Raw genomic sequence first — 20,211 nt, 5'->3', positions numbered from 1 at the left:
ACTAGTCCTGTTCGTCAGGCTCGTCGGCATTGCGAGCAATCGCCACGATAGTCACGCCGTCCGGGAGGTCCATCAACTTGACCCCCATTGTGTTCCGGTCACGCGTACGGCGTACAGGCTTCACCGGAGTCCGGATGACACCACCGTTGCTCGTGATCGCGAACAGCTCGTCGTCCGGGTCGATCACCACCGCACCGACCAGACCACCGCGTCGCTCGGTGATCTTCGCAGTCAGCACGCCTTTACCTCCCCGGCCCTGGACCGGGTATTCCTCGATGGGGGTACGTTTCGCGTATCCCCCGTTCGTGGCCACGAGGACGTCCATTTCCGGCCGGACGACCTCCATCGCCAGCAGGACGTCGTCCTCGGCGAAGCGCATACCGATCACGCCCGAGGTGGCGCGACCCATGGGCCGCAGGGCCTCGTCGGTGGCGTTGAACCGGATCGCCTGGGCGTTCTTCGAGACGAGCAGCAGATCGTCCTCCGGCGCGACGAGGGCAGCACCGACCAGCTCGTCCTCATCGCGCAGGTTGATCGCGATGATTCCGCCGGAACGGTTGGAGTCGAACTCCTCGAGGCGCGTCTTCTTCACCAGGCCGTTCTTCGTGGCCAGTACCAGGTAGGGGGCTACCTGGTAGTTCGGGATCTCGATGATCTGTGCGATCTGCTCATCGGGTTGGAACGCGAGCAGATTGGCCACGTGCTGGCCCTTGGCCACCCTACTGGCTTCCGGAAGTTCGTACGCCTTGGCCCGGTACACGCGGCCCTTGTTCGTGAAGAACAGGATCCAGTCGTGCGTGGAGCATACGAAGAAGTGGCTGACGATGTCGTCCTGCCGCAGTGAGGCGCCGCTGACGCCCTTGCCACCGCGCCGCTGCGAGCGGTACAGGTCGACCTTCGTGCGCTTGGCGTAGCCCGTGCGGGTGATCGTCACGACGACGTCCTCGCGGGCGATGAGGTCCTCCATCGAGACCTCGCCGTCGAAGGGCACGATCTGCGTACGCCGGTCGTCGCCCCACTTCGCGACGATCTCGCCGAGCTCCTCCGAGACGATCTTCCGCTGCCGCTCGGGCTTGGCGAGGATGTCCTTGAGGTCGGCGATCTCCAGCTCCAGCTTGGCCAGGTCGTCGAGGATCCGCTGCCGCTCCAGCGCGGCGAGCCGGCGCAGCTGCATGTCCAGGATCGCGGTGGCCTGGATCTCGTCGATCTCCAGCAGCCGGATCAGGCCCTGGCGGGCGTCCTCGACCGTGGGCGAGCGACGGATGAGGGCGATCACCTCGTCGAGGGCGTCGAGGGCCTTCGCCAGACCGCGCAGGATGTGCGCCCGCTCCTCGGCCTTGCGCAGCCGGAACGCGGTGCGCCGGCGGATGACCTCGACCTGGTGGTCGACGTAGTAGCGGATGAACTGCGCCAGGTTGAGCGTGCGCGGCACCCCGTCGACCAGCGCCAGCATGTTGGCGCCGAAGGTCTCCTGAAGCTGGGTGTGCTTGTAGAGGTTGTTGAGCACCACCTTGGCGACCGCGTCGCGCTTGAGCACGAGCACGATCCGCATACCCGTACGTCCGGAGGACTCGTCGCGGATATCGGCGATCCCGCCGAGCTTGCCCTCCTTGATCAGCTCGGCGATGCGCTCGGCCAGGTTGTCCGGGTTGACCTGGTAGGGCAGCTCGCTGACGACCAGCGCGGGACGGCCGCGCTTGTCCTCCTCGACCTCCACCACGGCGCGCATCCGGATCGAGCCCCGGCCGGTGCGGTACGCGTCCTGGATCGCCTGGGTGCCGACGATCAGGCCGTGGGTCGGGAAGTCCGGGCCCTTGACGATCCCCAGCAGCGCCTCGAGGGTGGTCGCCTCGTCGGCCTCCGGGTTCTCCAGGCACCACTGCACCGCCGCGCCGATCTCGCGCAGGTTGTGCGGCGGGATCTTGGTGGCCATGCCGACCGCGATGCCCTCGGAGCCGTTGACCAGCAGGTTCGGGATCCGCGACGGCAGGATGGTGGGCTCCTTGGCCCGGCCGTCGTAGTTGTCCTGGAGGTCGACGGTGTCCTCGTCGATGTCCCGCAGCATCTCCATGGCCAGCGGGTCGAGCTTGCACTCGGTGTACCGCATGGCCGCGGCCGGATCGTTACCCGGCGAGCCGAAGTTGCCGTTGCCGTCGACCAGCGGGTAGCGCAGCGACCAGGGCTGCGCCATGCGGACCAGCGCGTCGTAGATGGCCGAGTCGCCGTGCGGGTGGAACTGACCCATCACGTCGCCGACGACGCGGGAGCACTTCACGTAGCCCCGGTCCGGCCGGTAGCCGGAGTCGAACATCGCGTAGAGGATCTTGCGGTGGACCGGCTTGAGCCCGTCCCGGACGTCCGGCAGCGCCCGCCCGACGATGACACTCATCGCGTAGTCGAGGTAGGAGCGCTGCATCTCCACCTCGAGCCCGACCGGTTCGATCCGGTCGTGCGCGACCACAGCGCCGACGGTCTCGGGGACCTCGGGCTCGTTCGGTGTGGACTCGGGGGAATCGGTCACTGTTTACCCTTATCAGACTCAGAGTCGTTTTCGTGCTGTGGATAACCGCTGTGGATAGCGGCCAAGCTGTGGATAACTCTGTGGATCGGCGGGTCGGCCGGTGATGCCGGCCGACCCGCCGCCGACCGTCAGATGTCCAGGAAGCGGACGTCCTTGGCGTTGCGCTGGATGAACGACCGGCGCGCCTCGACGTCCTCACCCATCAGAACGCTGAACAACTCGTCCGCGGTTGCCGCGTCGTCGAGGGTGACCTGCCGGAGCGTACGGGTCGCCGGGTTCATCGTGGTCTCCCAGAGCTCGGGATAGTTCATCTCACCGAGACCCTTGAACCGCTGGATGTCGTCCGGCTTGGCGTTCGGCTTCTTCTGCTGGCGCAGCGCGATCAGCCCGTCGCGCTCCCGGTCGGAGTACGCGTACTGCGCGTCATCGCCCTTCTTGTTCCACTTGATCTTGTAGAGCGGCGGGGCGGCCAGGTAGACGTGCCCCAGCTCGACCAGCGGACGCATGAAGCGGAACAGCAGCGTGAGCAGCAGCGTCTGGATGTGCTGGCCGTCGACGTCCGCGTCGGCCATCAGCACGATCTTGTGGTAGCGCAGCTTCTCGATGTCGAAGTCGTCGTGGATGCCGGTGCCCAGCGCGGTGATGAGCGCCTGGACCTCGTTGTTCTTCAGCACCCGGTCGATCCGGGCCTTCTCCACGTTGAGGATCTTGCCGCGGATCGGCAGGATCGCCTGCGTACGCGGGTCGCGCCCCTGCTTCGCCGAGCCGCCCGCCGAGTCACCCTCGACGATGAAGACCTCGGACTCCCGCGGGTCGGTCGACTGGCAGTCGGCCAGCTTGCCCGGCATCGAGCCGGACTCCAGCAGCGACTTGCGCCGAGCCAGCTTGCGCGCCTGCTGCGCGGCGATCCGGGCCCGGGCCGCCTGGGAGGCCTTCTGGATGATCGTCTTGGCCTCGGCCGGGTTGCGGTCGAACCAGTCCACCAGCCACTCGTTGCAGACGCGCTGCACGAAGCTCTTCACCGGGGTGTTGCCGAGCTTCGTCTTGGTCTGACCCTCGAACTGCGGGTTGGCCAGCTTCACCGAGATGATCGCGGCCAGGCCCTCACGGATGTCCTCGCCGGAGAGCTTCTCGTCGCCCTTGAGCAGCTTCTTCTCCGCGCCGTAGCGGTTGACCACGCTGGTCAGCGCCGCCCGGAAGCCCTCCTCGTGGGTGCCGCCCTCGTGGGTGTTGATCGTGTTGGCGAAGGTGTAGACCGACTCGCCGTACGACTCGTTCCACTGCATGGCGATCTCGACCGACATGCCCTCCTCCTCGGCGCCGAACTCGACCACCGTGCGGTGGATCGGGTTCTTCGAGGCGTTGAGGTGCCGGACGAAGTCGGCGATGCCGCCCTTGTAGAGGAAGGTCACCTCACGCGGCTTGCCCTCCTCGTCCGCCGAACGCTCGTCGAGCAGGTGGATGGTGAGGCCGCGGTTGAGGAAGGCCATCTCCTGGAGGCGCCGGTAGATGGTCTGGAAATCGAAGTCGACGGTCTCGAAGACCGCCGCGTCCGGCCAGAACGACACCGCGGAGCCGGAGCGCTCGGTCGGCTCGCCCTTCTCCAGCGGGCCGGGCTTGGAGTTGGTGTAGCTCTGCCGCCAGTAGAAGCCGTCCTTCTGGATCTCAACGGCCATCTTCGTGGAGAGCGCGTTCACCACCGAGACGCCGACGCCGTGCAGGCCGCCGGAGACCGCGTACGCCTTGCCGTCGAATTTGCCGCCGGCGTGCAGCACGGTCAGCGCGACCTCGACACCGGGCTTCTTCAGCTTCGGGTGCAGGTCGACCGGGAAGCCACGGCCGTTGTCGGTGACCCGGACCCCGCCGTCGGCCAGCAGCACCACGTCGATGGTGTCGCAGTAACCGGCCAGCGCCTCGTCCACGGCGTTGTCGACGACCTCCCAGACGAGGTGGTGCAGACCACGCTCGCCGGTCGACCCGATGTACATACCGGGCCGCTTGCGGACCGCCTCCAACCCCTCGAGAACGGTGATCGACTCTGCGCCGTACTGCTGATTTTCCTGCGCTGACACCCTCGGCCACTTTCTCGCACCGTGACACGCCGAAGGGGCGCGTCGGGCGCGGGTTCGGCGGACAGGACGCGACGTAGGCACGCGGACCGGACCGGACGAATCCGGACACGGGTCGGTACGCGCCGTTCGCCGCGGTTGCCCGCGGATCGCGATCGGCTCGACCCGACGTGGACAATGATCACGGGCCCGGTGAGGGCCCGGGTCCGTCGCTCCGCACCGGGTCTTCGTCTCTGCGTCAATCTTACTGTGCGCCAGCGGCAGAACCGCCACTCGGCACCCTCGCAAAGCGGCTGAGATCTCCGTAGCCGGGCGAACCGCGCCTCCCACGACTCCCCCTACACGCCAGCCTCGGATCGGGGGCGGCGCCGCCCGACGGGTGCACCCGCTGCCGGGCGGGTCGGGGGTTCCGGACAGACCGGCCGTGCCGTACGTTTGCGGCGGTCGCGAAGCCGGCTTGATCTTTGCCCACCGGAACCGGACGATCGACTCGATCGTCCTCCACACGCGCTCTTAAGAGGTGACCCCAGATGGGGCTGGACAACGTCGCGGTGCACTGGCCGCGTACCGGCCGCTTCTACGATCCGGTCGCACCGGCCGAGTTCGTCGACTTCGGCGAGATCGTCGACATGCCGCGGATCTCCGCGCCCACAGCCGCGTTGGCCGAGTTGATCGCGAAGACAGGGACAGTACGCGCGACGGCGTACACCGAACTGGTGGACCTGCTGCTCGGTCTGGAGGGTGTGCTCTACGCCACTGACGCGGCGGCGGAGGACGAGGACCCGGTGATCGATCCGGACGGCTGCGCCTGGATCGCCGACGGCATCGAGCGCTTCGTGGCCGGCCACCGGTCGCACGGCGAGGCGGTGACGTTCGAGTCGGTGAGCGCCGTGCTGCGGTCGCTGCTCGGCGACGGGCGGCTGGCCGAGCAGCAGCTGCGCTGGCTCGACGGTCGCCTGGACGCCCTGCGTGACGAGAGCGGCGAGCCACCGCAGTGGGACTTCACCTGCGCCGAACTCGGCGTGCTCGCCGCGTTCTACCGGCGCTGCGCCGACCGCGGCTTCGCCGTGTACGCGGAGTCCGAGGCGCCCCGCCGCGCCACCCAGCCCTAGTCGGTCGCCACGCTCGCCGCGCCGCCGGCGTCCGTGGGCGCGCCGTCCGCGGCACCCGGGACGGCGGCGGCGTTCGGGGCGGCTGCGTTCGTGGCGCCGTTCGCGGCCGCGATCACCTGGGTGAGCGCCGAGTGCAGCTGCCGCAGGTCGTCGACGGGTAGCCCGAGCCGCGCCACGATCGCCGGCGGGATCTCCTCCGCACGGGCCCGTAGGGCCTGGCCGCTGGCGGTCAGCGTGACGGCGAGGCTGCGCTCGTCGGCCGGGTCCCGCTGGCGCCGGACGTAGCCGGTGGCCTCCAGCCGTTTCAGCAGGGGCGACAGCGTCCCCGGGTCGAGTTGGAGCAGCCGGCTCAGGTCGCGTACGGACAGCGGGGCGTGCTGCCACAGCGCGAGCATCACCAGGTACTGCGGGTGGGTCAGACCCATCGGCTCCAGCAGTGGCCGGTAGACCGCGACGACGCTGCGCGCGGCGACCGACAGCGCGAAGCACACCTGCTGCTCCAGTGCCAGCGGATCGACGTCGTCGATCTGGTCACGCATTCCCGACCTCCTCGTCCGGTGTTATCGTACCCATGTTTGGTGCCCCAATGATTGGGATACCAACGGTTGGGGTGCGTGGAAGCGGTTCCCGAGCGGAGGTCATGGCATGAGCGAGGACGCGAAGGAGACCAGGAGCGCCGGCGAGGGTGGCCGGTTCCTGCGGTTCGCGTACAAGTACCTGGCCGGGCCCGCCGAGGGCGTGGGGAACGCCGTGTACGGGGGCTCGACCGAGGCCCGCGAGGGGTGGAAGCGCGACCTGGAGAACCGCAAGCGCTACAGCCGCGAGCAGCGGGAGCGCAAGCGCGCCGAGCGCGAGGCCCGACGCGACGGCTGAGCGGGGCGGGTGCGGGCTCTTCGTGGCCGCCGGCACCGACGCCAGGATCGAGCAGGCTCAGCCGTACGTGTCTCGGGGGCCACGCCCCCGCACCCGCCTCGGGCCGCGCGACCACGACGGTGCCGCCGGCCCGTGGATGTGCAGTTTGCGCACCACGTTGTGCCCGACCTCGCGGGCTATCTGCTTGAGCAGCGACCCGGCGAGCAGCCGTAGCTGGGTCGCCCAGGCGGTGGAGCGGGCCTCCACGGTCAGCTCGCCGTTCTCCAACTTCACCGGACGGCTGTGCTGCGCCACCTCCGGCCCGACGACCCGCTCCCAGGCACCGAAGACGGTCGCCTCGGCCGCCGGCTGCTGCCAGCCGCGCGCCTTCACCAACCGGTCGAGCACGGCGCCGAGCGGCTGGGGATCCCGGGGATCCGGGCCGGGGCCGGAATAGCCGCGGAGCCGCCGCTCGCCGCCGCCCGCACCACCGGTCGTGCTGGTGCGCCGCCGACTCTTGGCCGCCGACTCCCGCCGTGCCTTCGCCGCGTCGAGCACCGCCCGCGCCAGCTCCGGGCCGGAGGCCCCGTCCGGTGCTCCGGGCGGCGGCCCGTCGGAGGTCGACCCGGCCGGCGCCGACCCGGCGGGCACCGGACCACGGGACGCCGGCCCGTCCGGGCGCTGCGGGTCATTCGACACGGCGTACCGTCCCCTCGCCGACCTCGTAGCGGGCTCCGCGCAGCGCCGCCGGGACGTCATCGTCCACCGCACACGTCACCAGCAGCTGGCTCGCCCCGCCGACCAGCTCGGCCAACCGCTCCCGGCGGCCCGCATCGAGCTCCGCGAAGACATCGTCCAGCACCAGGACCGGTTCGATCCCGTCGGCGCGCAGCAGGTCGTAGCCGGCCAGCCGCAACGCGAGCGCGAACGACCAGGACTCGCCGTGGCTGGCGTACCCCTTGGCGGGCAGCGGGCCGAGCGTGAGGGCCAGTTCGTCGCGGTGCGGCCCGACCAGCGTGGTGCCGCGCTCGATCTCCGCCGACCGCGACTCGGCGAGCGCGGCGGTCAGCGCCTCGACCAGCACCGCGCGGTCGGTGGTGGGCTCGACCAGCTCCAGCGACGGCCGGTAGGCGATGCCGGCGGAGCCACGGCCGGCGGCCACGGCGTCGTACGCCTTGGTCACGTGCGGTGCGAGCGCGGCGACCAGCTCCAGCCGCCCGGCCAGCAGCTCGGCCCCGTGCCGCGCCAGGTGGGTGTCCCAGACGGCCAGCGTGGAGAGGTCGCCGCCGCGCGAGCCGCCGGTCTTGCGGGCGAGGTACGCGGTCCGCAACAGCGCGTTGCGCTGCTTCACCACCCGCTCGTAGTCGGCGCGGACGCCGGCGAAGCGGGGTTGGCGAGTGACCAGCAGGTCATCCAGGTAGCGGCGGCGCTCCGCCGGGTCGCCGCGGACCAGTTCCAGGTCCTCCGGAGCGAAGAGCACCAGGCGCAGCGCACCGAGCACGTCCCGGGCCCGACGGGCCGGGGAGCGGCCGAGCCGGGCCCGGTTCGCCTTGCCCGGGACGATCTCCAGCTCGACCAGCAGCTCCCGGCCGTCGTGCACCACCGCGCAGCGGATCACCGCCGCGCCGGCGCCCATCCGCACCAGGGGGGCGTCCGTGGCGACCCGGTGACTGTCCAGGGTCGCCACGTAGCCGATCGCCTCGACCAGGTTGGTCTTACCGACGCCGTTGGCGCCGATCAGGACGTTCGCCCCCGGCTGGAGGTCCACGCCGACGCGCTCATACGAACGGAAGTCGACCAGTTCCAGCCGGCGGACGTACACAGGTTGTGGATACCGGTCAGCGCTTGTGGACGGCGTGCCCGCCGAACTGCTGACGCAGCGCGGCGACGGCCTTCATCGCGGGCGAGTCGTCCTGGCGGGACGCGAACCGGGCGAAGAGGGAGGCGGTGATGACGTTCAGCGGCACGGCGAGCCGGACCGCCTCGTCCACCGTCCAGCGGCCCTCACCGGTGTCCTCGGTGTAGCCGCTCAGCTCGGCGAGCTCCGGGTCCTCGTCGAGGGCCCGGTCGAGCAGGTCGAGCAGCCAGGACCGGACCACGGTGCCCTCGCGCCACGACTTGAAGACGCCCGGCACGTTGGTGACCAGCTCGGAGGCGGTGAGCAGCTCGTAGCCCTCGGCGTAGGCGTGCATCAGGCCGTACTCGATGCCGTTGTGCACCATCTTGGCGTAGTGCCCGGCGCCGACCGGCCCGGCGTGCACGAACCCGAACTCGCCCTCCGGCTTCAGCGAGTCGAAGATCGGCATGAGGCGCTCGACGTGCTCCTGGGCGCCGCCGACCATCAGCCCGTAGCCGTTCTGCCGGCCCCAGACGCCGCCGGAGACGCCGACGTCGATGTAGCCGATGCCACGGTCGTTCAGCCGCTCGGCGCGGGGGGCGTCGTCGCTGAACCGCGAGTTGCCGCCGTCAATGATGATGTCGCCGGCGTCGAGCACCTCGGCGAGCTCGTCGATCGTGGCGTCGGTGACTCCGGCGGGCACCATCACCCACACCGCCCGCGGCGCCTCGAGCTTCTCCGCCAGCTGCGCGAGGGACGTGACGTCGCTCAGCTCCGCGTTGTGGTCGAAACCGACCACCTCGTGGCCGGAGGCGCGCAACCGCTCACGCATGTTGCCGCCCATGCGGCCGAGTCCTACCAGGCCGAGCTGCATTGTTCCTACCTTCCGGTGTTGCTGGATGTGCCTGCGCGATCAGCGGGAGACGCGGATCGGCATGATGAGGTACCGGTACCCGGGGATGACCTCGCCATCCTCACCGGCGGGCGAAATCACCGCGGGCTTGAAGGCGTCGACGAACGAGAGCATCGCGGTCTGGGCGCCCAGGTTCGACAGGCCGTCGATCAGGTACTGCGGGTTGAAGCCGATGGTCAGCGCGTCACCGGTGAAGGTGGCCTCCATCGCCTCGCTGGCCCGGGCCTCCTCGGAGCCGCCGGCCTCGACCACCAGCCCGTCGGCGCTGAAGCTGAGCAGCACCGGGGTGGTGCGCTCGGCGACGAGTGCGACGCGCTTGACGACCTCGATCAGGGTGCTCACCGACACCCGCGCCTCGGCGTTGTGGCTGCTCGGGAAGAGCGACCGCACGGGCGGGTAGTTGGCGCCGTCGAGCAGGCGGCTGGTCGTCCGCCGGGTGCCGCCGGAGAAGCCGATCATGCCCTCGCCGGCGCCGCCGGCTGCGAGCGCCATCGTGACCTCGCCGCCGAGCGGACCGAGCGCCTTGGCGGTGTCGTGCAGCGTGCGCGCCGGCACCAGGGCGTTGAGGCTGATGTCGGGATCGTCCGGGCTCCACTGGATCTCACGCAGCGCGAGCCGGTAGCGGTCGGTGGCGAGCATCGCCAGCGTGCTGCCGCTCAGCTCGATCCGGACGCCGGTCATCATCGGCAGGGTCTCGTCCCGCCCGGCGGCGACGGCCACCTGGGCGACCGCAGAGGCGAAGGCGGCCGCGTCGACCGTGCCGGCGCTCTCCGGCATCTCGGGCAGGGTCGGGTAGTCCTCGACCGGCATGGTCGGGAGGGTGAACCGTGCGCTGCCGCAGACCAGCTCCAGGTGCGCGCCGACCGCGGCGATGTCCACCGGCTTGGCCGGCAGGGCCTTGGTGATCTCGGCGAGCAGGCGACCGGAGACGAGGGCCGCGCCGTCGGCGTCACCCTGCACCTCGACGGTCACCTGGCTGGAGACCTCGTAGTCGAACCCGGAGACCTGCAGGTTGCCGTCGGTGACGCGCAGCATCACCCCGGCGAGCACCGGAACCGACGGCCGGTTGGGCAGGCTCTTCGCGGTCCAGGCCACGGCCTCGGCGAGCGCGTCGCGCTCCACTCGGAACTTCATCAATGCCTCCGCGTCGACGTCGACGACAACTCTCTCATGCCGACCGCTGCCTGCCGACCCGCCTGACGGTGCGGGTACCCCTCGCACCTTAGGACGCGTCGGCATCCACTGTGCGCCCGACCCCGCTTGCGGGGTGGGTGCTCACTGCCGTCCTGGCAGCGCTCGGCCCGATCCACAGAAAGTCCAACGGTGATGATTGGTTTTTGTTCTTTTAGAAGAGATAACTCATCGTCTTCATCGCACCTGTGCAAACTGTGGAGAACCGACGTTCGCGCAGGTGAGACAGGTTATCCACCGGTGTTCATGCTGTGGAGAACCGGGGTGCGAACGGGTGTCTGAGTCCACAGGCCCCGTCAGCCGCGACGTTGTCCACGCTTGTCCACCGGTTGTCCACCGGTTGTCCACGGACTTTCTCCCCAGGCTTGTGGATCGCCCCAACCGCCTTCTTCGTCGTCATCCCCAGAACCTTCAACAGCCCATCCACACGGTGATCGTCGTCGGTGGATGACGATCGAGTTTTCCCCACCCGTCCACACGCCGTCCCCAGGAGTTCTCCACAGGCTGTGGGTAACCGGGCGAGGACGGAAGGTAGTTATCCACCGTCGGTGGACAACGGGATGTGGACAACGATCGGGGCCGTGGACGGACACGGCCCCGATCCTGTGGGCTCGACCGACGTGAGGGTCAAGCTCATGAGGGTGTGGAGAAACACCAGAGGTGTGGAGAAACACGAACGCCCGGCCGTGGGCACGGCCGGGCGCTACCGGTGCGGTGGCCGTCGGTCACCCGACGGCAGGCGTACGCCTCAGGTGGTCTGCTTGATCCGGTTGGTCAGCTCGGCGATCTGGTTGTAGAGCGACCGGCGTTCGGCCATCTGCTGCCGGATCTTGCGGTCGGCGTGCATGACCGTGGTGTGGTCGCGGCCGCCGAACGCCTGCCCGATGCGGGGCAGGGAGAGATCGGTCAGCTCCCGGCACAGGTACATCGCCACCTGGCGGGCGTTGACGAGGACGCGCGAGCGCGAGTGGCCGCGAAGGTCCTCCAGGCTCACTCCGAAGTAGTCGGCGGTCGACACCATGATCTGGTCCGCGGTGATCTCCGGCCCGGCGCCGTCCGGGATGAAGTCCCGCAGCACCTCCTCGGCCAGCGACAGCTCCACCGTCGAACGGGTGAGGCTGGCGAACGCGGTCACCCGGATCAGGGCGCCCTCCAGTTCGCGGATCGAGTTCGACACCCGCGAGGCGATGAACTCCAGCACGTCCGGCGGGGCGAAGAGACGCTCCTGGGCCGCCTTCTTCTGCAGGATCGCGATCCGGGTTTCCAGGTCCGGCGGCTGGATGTCGGCGAGCAGCCCCCACTCGAACCGCGTACGCAGCCGGTCCTCCAGCGTCGCCAGCTGCTTCGGCGACCGGTCCGAGGTGATCACGATCTGCTTGTTGGAGTTGTGCAGGGTGTTGAAGGTGTGGAAGAACTCCTCCTGCGTCCGTTCCCGGTTCTCCAGGAACTGGATGTCGTCGATCAGGAGGATGTCCACGTCGCGGTAGCGCCGCTGGAACGCGCTGGTCTTGTCGTCCCGCAGCGAGTTGATGAAGTCGTTGGTGAACTCCTCGGTCGACACGTACCGCACCGAGCGGGCGTTGCCGAGGGTCGTCGCGTAGTGCCCGATGGCGTGCAGCAGGTGGGTCTTGCCCAGCCCGGAGCTGCCGTAGATGAAGAGCGGGTTGTACGCCTTCGCTGGCGACTCGGCGACCGCGACCGACGCGGCGTGCGCGAACCGGTTCGACGACCCGATGACGAACGTCTCGAACATGTACTTCGGGTTGAGCCGGTTGCCGCCGGTGTCGGCGCCGGGCAGACGCCGCTCACTCGGCAGACCTGTCCGGTGATCCGTGCCACCCCGCCCGGGTCCGCTGTCCGTCCCGCCGTCGCGCGGCAACGCCCGGATGACGTGCTGGTCGCGCGGTGAGCCGACGTCCTCCCGGTAGCGGGGGTCGAAGCCACGGGTGTCCGGACCCGGCGGGCTCAGCCGAGCCGCCTGCTCCTCGAAGCCGCGCCGGGCCGCCTGGTCCTCGAAGCCCCGCCGGTCGGCGGGACGGGTCGCCGGCGGCGGCTCGGCGAAGGCGGTGCTGAACAGCGTCTCCTGGGCGTTGCGCCCGGGCGGGGCCGCGTCGGGTTGGTGCGCCTCGATCGGCGGTGGGCTCAGCTCGGCGACGCGCTCGGGCTGCGGCTGCTCCGGGATCGACACCTCCGGCCGCGGCGGGGCGACGGCCGGGTCGTCGTCGAGCAGGCTCGGCGGGGCGCCCTCGGGGGCCGCCGGCTCGGGGCCGCTGCGATAGACGGTGCCCGCCGGGCGACCCGCGGCGTCCTCGGCGACCCGGACGGTGACGGCGACCTGGATCGGCCGACCCAGCCGCCGGGTCAGCGCCTCGGTGATCGCCGGCCGCAGGCGGGACTCGATGACGTCCCGGGTGAAGGCGTCCGGGACCGAGATCAGAGCGGTGTCCTCGACGATGGCGCGCAGGCGGGTCAGTCGGAGGTAGGCGCGCTGCTGGGCGGAGATGATCTCGTCGGCGAGCTCGTCCGTCGTCGCCGTCCACACCGCGGCAAGGTCGGTCGTACCGGCCACCGTCGTGCCACCCCCTCGCCTCTGCTCCCGGCCGCCGCTGTCTGCCAGCCGGCCGTCCCGGGCCCGCCGCGTGCGCGCGGGTGGTCCATCACCACCCGAACGGCCGACCAGTCATCCACAAGTTATCCACAGCCTGTGTACCGACCGATTGTGGCCGTTCGTCGGACGCGGATGGGACCTGCCCCCTGCCTGAACGGGCGTTGAAGCGGGTACACCGTGCCGAACGATTCACTACCTTGTCCGGTCTTGCCGGTCAGCGACGACCTGACCCCCCGACGCCGACCGCAATCGGGCACGGTAACAGCGTTGTCCCTGCGCCATCAACCGGCGACGCGGCCCGGTCGTTCTCGGCATCAGTGAAAACCGCCGCTTCGGTCGCCGGCGCGTCCGGGTGGACCTTCGCCGCGACGTTTGACGGTCATTGCCCCCCTGCGTAGGCTGGAGCGGCCGCTCTCTCGCCCTCTGCTAGGGTGATGGGTGCATGCTGTCCGCGGTCGCATCCCCGCGTCGCCGAGGTCCCGCACCGCCGGGCAGCACCGATCGGAGGTCACCGTCGAGGTGGCCTGGACCACCCCACGACCCCGGGCGATCCCATCGCGCGGGGCGCGTACGAAAACGGAGAGCCTGACGTGAGCAAGCGCACCTACCAGCCGAACAACCGCCGGCGCGCGAAGACCCACGGCTTCCGGCTGCGCATGCGCACCCGCGCTGGCCGTGCCATCCTCTCGAACCGCCGCGCCAAGGGTCGCACCACCCTGTCGGCCTGAGGGCCGACCGGGTAGGTCCGGGAGACGTGGGCAGTCGTGCTGGCGGCCGCACAACGACTGCGGCGCAGCACTGACTTCGCCGCAGCGGTCCGCGGTGGCCGTCGCGCCGGCCGTGGTGCCGTCGTGGTTCACCTGACCCTGCCTCCCGACGACCCGACAACGACCTCGCCGGAGCCGGCGCGGCCCACCGGTGCGGAGGACACCTCCGCACCGAGCCGCGCCGGCTTCGTCGTTTCCAAGGCCGTCGGGCCCGCCGTGGTCCGCAACCGCGTCCGCCGTCGGCTCCGGCACCTCGTCCGGGAGCGGCTGGCCGGGCTCCCGGCGGGCACCACCCTCGTCGTCCGTGCGCTGCCGGCGGCCGCCGACGCGTCGTACGCCCGACTCGCCGCCGACCTCGACGCCGCGCTCGTCGCGGCCCGAGCGCCCCGCGGGCGACGCCGGTGACGGCCCACGCGGCCGGTTCCCGGCCTCGCAGCGCCGCCGCCCGTGTGCTGATCGGGCCCATCATCGCGTACCGTCGGTGGATAAGTCCGGCACTGCCGGCCCGCTGTCGGTTCTACCCGTCGTGCAGTGCGTACGCCCTTGAGGCGGTGGAACGGCACGGCGCGGTCCGCGGGATCGGCTTGGCGGTCCGGCGGTTGTTGCGCTGCCACCCCTTCCACCCAGGTGGACACGACCCGGTGCCGGAGCCGGGCGGTCACCGCCGTGCCGATCTGACTGGAGCCTGAGAATTGTTCAGTCTGGACTGGATCTACTACGCGATCTCGTGGATCCTGCTGACCTGGCACTCCGCCTGGGACGCCATCGGGGTCCCGGTCGACGCGGTGATCGGCACGAACTTCGCCTGGATCCTGGCCATCGTCTTCCTGGTGGTCACCGTCCGGGTGATCCTCTTCCCGGTCTTCGTCAAGCAGATCAAGTCGCAGCGCGCGATGCAGGCGTTGCAGCCCCAGGTCAAGGCCCTCCAGGAGAAGCACAAGGGTGACCGGGAGACGCTCCAGAAAGAGATGATGGAGCTCTACCGGAAGGAAAAGGCCAACCCGCTCATGGGCTGCCTTCCGATGTTCCTCCAGATCCCCGTCTTCCTGGGCCTCTTCCACGTGCTCCGCCGGCTCGACCCGGCCAAGCAGGCCAAGACCCTGTACGGCTGGTCCGTGGAGCAGTTCGACAGCGCCTCCAACGCGAAGCTCTTCACCGCGCCGATCGCCGGCAAGTTCGGCTCGACGACCGACGAGCTGGCCCGACTCGGCGCCAACGGCACCACCGTCAAGGTCATCGCCGGCATCCTGGTCCTGGTCATGATGGGCACCACCTACCTGACCAGCCGCCAGATGATCCTCAAGACCGGCTGGGCCGAGGACCCGCAGCAGCGGATGATCCAGCGGCTGATGCTCTACGGCATCCCGCTCTCGCTGCTCGTGTCGGGTGCGATCTTCCCGATCGGTGTGATCATCTACTGGGTCACCAACAACCTCTTCACCCTCGGCCAGCAGCAGTGGGTGCTGCGCAAGTACCCGCCGCCGCCCACCGCGACCAGCAAGGCCACCTCGGGCGCGCGGAACCCGGTGCAGCCGGCGAAGTCTGCCGGGCTGTTCGGTCGGAGCAAGCCGGCTCCGCAGGCGCCGGCCAAGGCCACCGCGCCCAAGGTCGCCGGCCCGAAGCCGGGCGCGAAGCCGGCCAACCCGAAGAAGGGGCGCCCCGCCAAGCGGCAGGGCTGAGCTCAGTCGGGCCGCCGCCGGGAGACCGACGGCGGCCCGTTCCGCACCGTGCAGCCGCCGTACGGCCGGCGCCGGGCGGAACACCCCGCGCGCGGCGCGGCCACGGGCGACACTGGCCCGTACAGACGTGCCCGTGGGCACCGGCGACCTCCCGCCGGCCCCCGGGAGACCAGCGGACCCGATGGTCCGGCCGAGCGAGTACGGAGATGACACCGTGACCGACACCAGCATCCCCCGCGCCGACCAGTCCCTGGACGAGGAGGGGACCGCCCCGATCGCGGCGAACGGCGACACCGACAACGACACCGAGTCTGAGGAGACCGAGGTCGAGGCCGGTCGGGAGAAGAAGGCCCCGGCCGAGAGCGACCTGTTCCGGCAGAGCGAAATCGCCGCCGACTACGTCGAGGGCCTGCTCGACATCCTCGACTACGACGGTGACATCGACGAGCTGGTCTCGGGCGGACGCCCCGTGGTCGAGGTCGTCGGCGGCCGGCTGCAGAGCCTGGTCGGCCAGCGCGGCGCCACCCTGGAGGCGCTCCAGGAGCTGACCCGGCTCGCGGTTTTCCGGCAGACCGGCACCCCCAGCCGCCTGCTGCTCGACGTCGGCGGCTACCGGGCCAACCGGCGCAAGGAGCTCGCCGCGGTGGCCAAGAACGCGGTCGAGAAGGTCAAGGAGTACGGCGAGGCCGTCCGCCTGGAGCCGATGTCCGCCTTCGAGCGCAAGTGCGTGCACGACGTGGTCAACGCGATGAGCGGCGTGGAGAGCGAGTCGGAGGGCGTCGAGCCCAACCGGCGCATCGTCGTCCGGCCGGTGGACTGACCGGGTGACCGACGACGACACCACGGCCGGTGCCGTGGCCGGCCCGGGTGACAGCTCACCCGGGCCGTCGCCTGTCCGGCCCGGCACACCCGACCCCGCCGCCGCGGTGCTTCCCCCCGAGCTGGCCGGCGCCGCCCGTACCCTCTTCGGCGACCGCCTCGACCTCGCCGCCGCGTACGCGGAGCTGCTGGCGACCGACGGCGTGGTCCGCGGGCTGATCGGTCCCCGGGAGGCACCGCGGATCTGGGACCGGCATCTGCTGAACTGCGCGGTGGTGGCCGAGCGGATCCCGGAGGGCGCGGCCGTGCTGGACGTCGGCTCCGGTGCCGGCCTGCCGGGCCTCGTGCTGGCGATCGCGCGGCCCGACCTGACCGTCACGCTGATCGAACCGCTGGCCCGGCGCACCTCCTTCCTCATCGAGGTGGTCGAGCAGCTCGGTCTGGCGAAGACCGTGCGGGTCTTCCGTGGGCGGGCCGAGGAGGCCGCCTCCGGCGCGTCGGGTGTCGCCCCGCTGATCGGGGACGTGGTCACCGCCCGCGCGGTGGCACCGCTGGACCGGCTCGCTGCCTGGTGCCTGCCGCTCGCCGCGCCGGGCGGACGACTGGTCGCGCTGAAGGGCGCCTCGGCGGCCGAGGAGATCGTGGAGCACGCGGCGGCGGTGGCGAAGCTCGGCGGTGGAGAGCCGACGATGCACCGCTGCGGGGTCGACGTCATCGACCCGCCGACCACCGTCGTGGAGATCGTGCGGGAACGGGTGGTGGGGCCGGCTCGCGCGGGGGGCGGCAAGAAGTCACGGGGTGGCCGGTCCCGTCGGCGTTGACCGCGGGACTTCTCACCCGCCGACTTTCGACGAGTCGGCCGGGCTCCACGAGAACTCGCCGTCGTCGGACGGCGGCTGACCAGCGCTTCGATCAGCTCGGCGGCTTTCCCGGACGGGGTTGCCTCGTTGAAACCCTTGCGGGTGGAACGAAGGGACGAGAACCCGACGTGGACCGGCCACGCCCGTCCACCGTAGGCTGACCGCGCGTCGATAGTGTGGGGTGGGTGGTGAAGGACCCTACGGTCTCCGACCACTCCCACCGGCCGCAGGGAGCCGCGGGACGAGCGCGGACGTGGCCAGTTGACGGGTGCGGACCGACCATCCGAAGCGGGCAGGGATGACAGGTGCATGACGACGGCAGGTATGACGATCCACGCGTGAACGGGTCGGCCAGTGACCATGTTTCACGTGAAACCGCCTATCCGAGTTGGTCGGCCGAGGAGGGCCCCCGGGGTGCCGGGTACGTCGGCGGCCGTGGCGGACAGGTGCCGCCCGGTACCGAGCCGGCGGACTCCCCCGGGACGCGCCGAGCGTCGGACGGGGTGACGCGGCCCGCGAACGCCCCTGGCGACGCGAGGTCGACCCCGCGCCGGAACAGCGTGGCGTCCGCCCGCTTCGAGCCGCCGGTACCGCACCAGCCAACTCCCGATGGCGTACGGGACGCGTCCCCGACCGCCGTGGCGTCCGACGCCTCCGCAGCTCCGGTCGAGCCGTATGCGGCACCTCCGGTTGACCCGTCGTTCGTTTCACGTGAAACGGGCGAAGACGATGACCCACCGTTGGCTATGGAGGCGATGCGCGCCGTGCAGATCCTGAACCCCAGTGGCGAGGTGACGATGCCTCGGCCAGAGCGGACCCGGGTCATGTGCGTCGCGAACCAGAAGGGCGGCGTCGGTAAGACCACCACCACCGTCAACCTGGCGGTGGCGCTCGCGCTCCACGGCAACCGGGTGCTGGTGATCGACCTGGACCCGCAGGGGAACGCGTCGACCGGTCTCAACGTGCCGCACCACACCGGTGTGCCGGACGTCTACGACTGCCTCATCAACAGCGTGCCGTTGGCGGACGTCGCCCAGGCGGTGGAGGGCATCCCGAACCTCTGGTGCGTCCCGGCGACCATCGACCTGGCCGGCGCCGAGATCGAGCTGGTCTCCGTGGTCGCCCGTGAGTCCCGGCTGGACCGGGCCATCACCGCGTACCCGGGTCACTTCGACTACGTCTTCATCGACTGCCCGCCCTCGCTGGGCCTGCTCACCGTGAACGCTCTCGTCGCCGCCCAAGAGGTACTCATCCCGATTCAGTGCGAGTACTACGCGCTGGAAGGGCTGAACCAGCTCATCAACAACATCAACCTGGTCCGGCAGCACCTCAACCCGAGGCTTGAGGTGTCCACGATCCTGCTCACCATGTACGACCGGCGTACGCGCCTGGCCGACGCGGTCGAGCAGGACGTCCGGAACCACTTCGGCGACAAGGTCCTCCAGGCGGTGATCCCGCGCAACGTACGCGTCTCCGAGGCACCGAGCTACGGCCAGTCGGTGATGACCTACGATCCGGGGTCGCGGGGCGCTACGAGCTACTTCGAGGCGGCCCAGGAGATCGCCGAGCGGGGCGTCATGGAGCCGGTGAGCCGGAATGCGTAGTGCGGACGAGTCGTCGGGAGGAATGGCATGGTGAACCGTCCTCGGGGCGGCCTCGGTAAGGGCCTCGGGGCGCTGATCCCGACCGGACCGGCGCCGACCGCCGGTGCGATCACGGGCGCGCCCGACAACGCGCCGGCCGGCGGCGTTGCCGGCGCCGGGGTCGTACCGCCGGCGGTCCCGGCCGCCCCGGTGCCCACCGGCCCGGAACTGAGCCCGGTCCCCGGAGCCCGGTTCGCCGAGATCCCGGTCGACGCGATCGTGCCGAACCCGAAGCAGCCCCGGCACGTCTTCGACGAGGACGCGCTCGAGGAGCTGAAGGTCTCGATCCAGGAGGTCGGCTTCCTCCAGCCCATCGTCGTGCGCCAGTTGGACGACGAGAAGTACGAGCTGGTCATGGGCGAGCGCCGTTGGCGTGCCGCCCAAGCGGTCGGCAAGGAGAGCATTCCGGCGATCGTCCGGGACACGCGGGACGACGCGATGCTCCGGGACGCGCTGCTGGAGAACATCCACCGCGCGAACCTCAACCCGCTGGAAGAGGCGGCGGCCTACCAGCAGTTGCTGGAGGAGTTCGGGGCGACCCACGAGGAGTTGGCCCGCCGGATCGGGCGCAGCCGCCCGCAGATCTCCAACACCATCCGGCTGCTGAACCTCCCCGCCCCCGTGCAGCGGCGGGTCGCCGCCGGCGTGCTCTCCGCCGGGCATGCCCGAGCCCTGCTGAGCCTGGAGGACCCGGAGGCGCAGGAGCAGCTCGCTACGCGGATCAACGTCGAGGGGCTGTCCGTCCGGGCGACCGAGGAGATCGTCGCGCTGGCGCTCAGCGAGGCGCCCGCCAAGACCCCGGCCGCCAAGCGGCGCCCCAAGCCGCAGGCACCCGCCCTGGGCGACCTCGCCGACCGGCTCTCCGACCGGTTCGACACTCGCGTCAAGGTGGACATCGGCCGGAACAAGGGCAAGATCACGATCGAATTCGCCACGGTGGACGACCTGGAGCGGATCGTGGGCATCATCGGCTTCACCCCGGAGGAACCCGAGAGCTGACCGACCGGACCGCTCGACGGCCGCGCTCCCCGACCTCGGGGTCGCGGCCGTCGTCATCTCCGCCGGCCTTCCCCGAGCGCTTGGTCCGTGGACTGCCGCCAGCGAGAAGGTGAGACAAGGGCTCCACCGGTCTCCGAGCTCGCGGACCTCGGTCCGGTCTGGCGGCAGGCCCGGTCTGGGTGACGGCCGGCAGTTCGCGGGGCGGAGCCGGCATGAGGGCGCGCCCTGGCCGAGCGGCAGGGCTGTGCGCGCCTTCCGGGGCGTGGGGCTGGGCGCCTTGCCGGGGCTTGGTGGCGGGTGGTCGGCGTGGAGCACGGGTGCGGGCCATGGGTGCCGGGTTG

General features: G+C 70.6%; 18 protein-coding genes. 10 read left to right on the top strand and 8 right to left on the bottom strand.

The window, feature by feature from the left end:
• Position 1: 1 nt before the first annotated feature.
• Both gyrA and gyrB read right to left on the bottom strand, forming a co-directional pair.
• Positions 2-2,521 carry a DNA gyrase subunit A gene (gene gyrA, locus ACIBTV_RS17275; RefSeq protein ID WP_396705927.1) on the bottom strand — a complete coding sequence of 840 codons (2,520 nt, stop codon included), beginning with the start codon at positions 2,519-2,521 and terminating at the stop codon, positions 2-4.
• Positions 2,522-2,649: 128 nt separating this feature from the next.
• Entirely contained in the window at positions 2,650-4,593 is a 1,944-nt protein-coding gene (gene gyrB / locus ACIBTV_RS17270; protein ID WP_396705926.1) for a DNA topoisomerase (ATP-hydrolyzing) subunit B, read from the bottom strand.
• A 527-nt stretch (positions 4,594-5,120) separates the two neighbouring features.
• On the opposite strand from gyrB, the gene ACIBTV_RS17265 reads away from it, so the two are divergent.
• Complete coding sequence (locus ACIBTV_RS17265; RefSeq protein WP_396705924.1) at positions 5,121-5,702, top strand: hypothetical protein; 582 nt, start codon at positions 5,121-5,123, stop codon at positions 5,700-5,702.
• Here ACIBTV_RS17265 and ACIBTV_RS17260 read toward each other — a convergent pair.
• Complete coding sequence (locus ACIBTV_RS17260) at positions 5,699-6,241, bottom strand: MarR family winged helix-turn-helix transcriptional regulator (RefSeq protein WP_396705923.1); 543 nt, start codon at positions 6,239-6,241, stop codon at positions 5,699-5,701. The genes ACIBTV_RS17265 and ACIBTV_RS17260 overlap by 4 nt on opposite strands.
• A 106-nt stretch (positions 6,242-6,347) precedes the next feature.
• Between ACIBTV_RS17260 and ACIBTV_RS17255 the strand changes: the two genes are divergently transcribed.
• Positions 6,348-6,575, top strand: coding sequence for a hypothetical protein (locus tag ACIBTV_RS17255; protein WP_396705921.1), 228 nt, complete (start codon positions 6,348-6,350; stop codon positions 6,573-6,575).
• A 57-nt stretch (positions 6,576-6,632) separates the two neighbouring features.
• Here ACIBTV_RS17255 and ACIBTV_RS17250 read toward each other — a convergent pair whose 3' ends face one another.
• The 5 genes from ACIBTV_RS17250 to dnaA form a co-directional block, all read right to left on the bottom strand.
• Positions 6,633-7,253 (bottom strand): DUF721 domain-containing protein, encoded by a 621-nt coding sequence (locus ACIBTV_RS17250; protein ID WP_396705919.1) that lies wholly within the window; start codon positions 7,251-7,253, stop codon positions 6,633-6,635.
• Complete coding sequence (gene recF, locus ACIBTV_RS17245) at positions 7,243-8,376, bottom strand: DNA replication/repair protein RecF (protein ID WP_396705917.1); 1,134 nt, start codon at positions 8,374-8,376, stop codon at positions 7,243-7,245. The genes ACIBTV_RS17250 and recF overlap by 11 nt, the downstream gene beginning before the upstream one ends.
• A gap of 16 nt (positions 8,377-8,392) precedes the next feature.
• Positions 8,393-9,265 carry a phosphogluconate dehydrogenase (NAD(+)-dependent, decarboxylating) gene (gene gnd / locus ACIBTV_RS17240; RefSeq protein WP_396705915.1) on the bottom strand — a complete coding sequence of 291 codons (873 nt, stop codon included), beginning with the start codon at positions 9,263-9,265 and terminating at the stop codon, positions 8,393-8,395.
• A gap of 39 nt (positions 9,266-9,304) precedes the next feature.
• Positions 9,305-10,438, bottom strand: a complete 1,134-nt coding sequence (dnaN, locus tag ACIBTV_RS17235) for a DNA polymerase III subunit beta (RefSeq protein WP_396705913.1) — start codon at positions 10,436-10,438, stop codon at positions 9,305-9,307.
• 805 nt (positions 10,439-11,243) lie between these two features.
• Complete coding sequence (gene dnaA / locus ACIBTV_RS17230) at positions 11,244-13,064, bottom strand: chromosomal replication initiator protein DnaA (protein WP_396705911.1); 1,821 nt, start codon at positions 13,062-13,064, stop codon at positions 11,244-11,246.
• Positions 13,065-13,693: 629 nt separating this feature from the next.
• Between dnaA and rpmH the strand changes: the two genes are divergently transcribed.
• From rpmH to ACIBTV_RS17190, 8 genes are all read left to right on the top strand, one after another.
• Positions 13,694-13,831 carry a 50S ribosomal protein L34 gene (gene rpmH / locus ACIBTV_RS17225; RefSeq protein ID WP_091593805.1) on the top strand — a complete coding sequence of 46 codons (138 nt, stop codon included), beginning with the start codon at positions 13,694-13,696 and terminating at the stop codon, positions 13,829-13,831.
• 36 nt (positions 13,832-13,867) lie between these two features.
• Positions 13,868-14,275 carry a ribonuclease P protein component gene (rnpA, locus tag ACIBTV_RS17220; protein ID WP_396705909.1) on the top strand — a complete coding sequence of 136 codons (408 nt, stop codon included), beginning with the start codon at positions 13,868-13,870 and terminating at the stop codon, positions 14,273-14,275.
• 44 nt (positions 14,276-14,319) lie between these two features.
• Positions 14,320-14,559 (top strand): membrane protein insertion efficiency factor YidD, encoded by a 240-nt coding sequence (gene yidD / locus ACIBTV_RS17215; RefSeq protein ID WP_231921902.1) that lies wholly within the window; start codon positions 14,320-14,322, stop codon positions 14,557-14,559.
• Between the two features lie 3 nt (positions 14,560-14,562).
• A complete protein-coding gene (yidC, locus tag ACIBTV_RS17210; protein ID WP_396705907.1) occupies positions 14,563-15,549 on the top strand; it encodes a membrane protein insertase YidC in 987 nt (328 codons plus the stop codon).
• 181 nt (positions 15,550-15,730) lie between these two features.
• Positions 15,731-16,369 (top strand): protein jag, encoded by a 639-nt coding sequence (locus ACIBTV_RS17205; protein ID WP_396705905.1) that lies wholly within the window; start codon positions 15,731-15,733, stop codon positions 16,367-16,369.
• A gap of 121 nt (positions 16,370-16,490) precedes the next feature.
• Complete coding sequence (rsmG, locus tag ACIBTV_RS17200) at positions 16,491-17,189, top strand: 16S rRNA (guanine(527)-N(7))-methyltransferase RsmG (RefSeq protein WP_396706146.1); 699 nt, start codon at positions 16,491-16,493, stop codon at positions 17,187-17,189.
• 377 nt (positions 17,190-17,566) lie between these two features.
• Positions 17,567-18,832, top strand: a complete 1,266-nt coding sequence (locus ACIBTV_RS17195) for an AAA family ATPase (RefSeq protein ID WP_396705903.1) — start codon at positions 17,567-17,569, stop codon at positions 18,830-18,832.
• A gap of 27 nt (positions 18,833-18,859) precedes the next feature.
• Entirely contained in the window at positions 18,860-19,870 is a 1,011-nt protein-coding gene (locus ACIBTV_RS17190) for a ParB/RepB/Spo0J family partition protein (RefSeq protein WP_396705901.1), read from the top strand.
• Positions 19,871-20,211 lie beyond the last annotated feature (341 nt).

Origin of the sequence: Micromonospora sp. NPDC049366, assembly GCF_044466625.1 — a bacterium.
Taxonomy (GTDB): domain Bacteria; phylum Actinomycetota; class Actinomycetes; order Mycobacteriales; family Micromonosporaceae; genus Micromonospora.
This window is presented reverse-complemented; position numbering and strand designations above follow the sequence as displayed.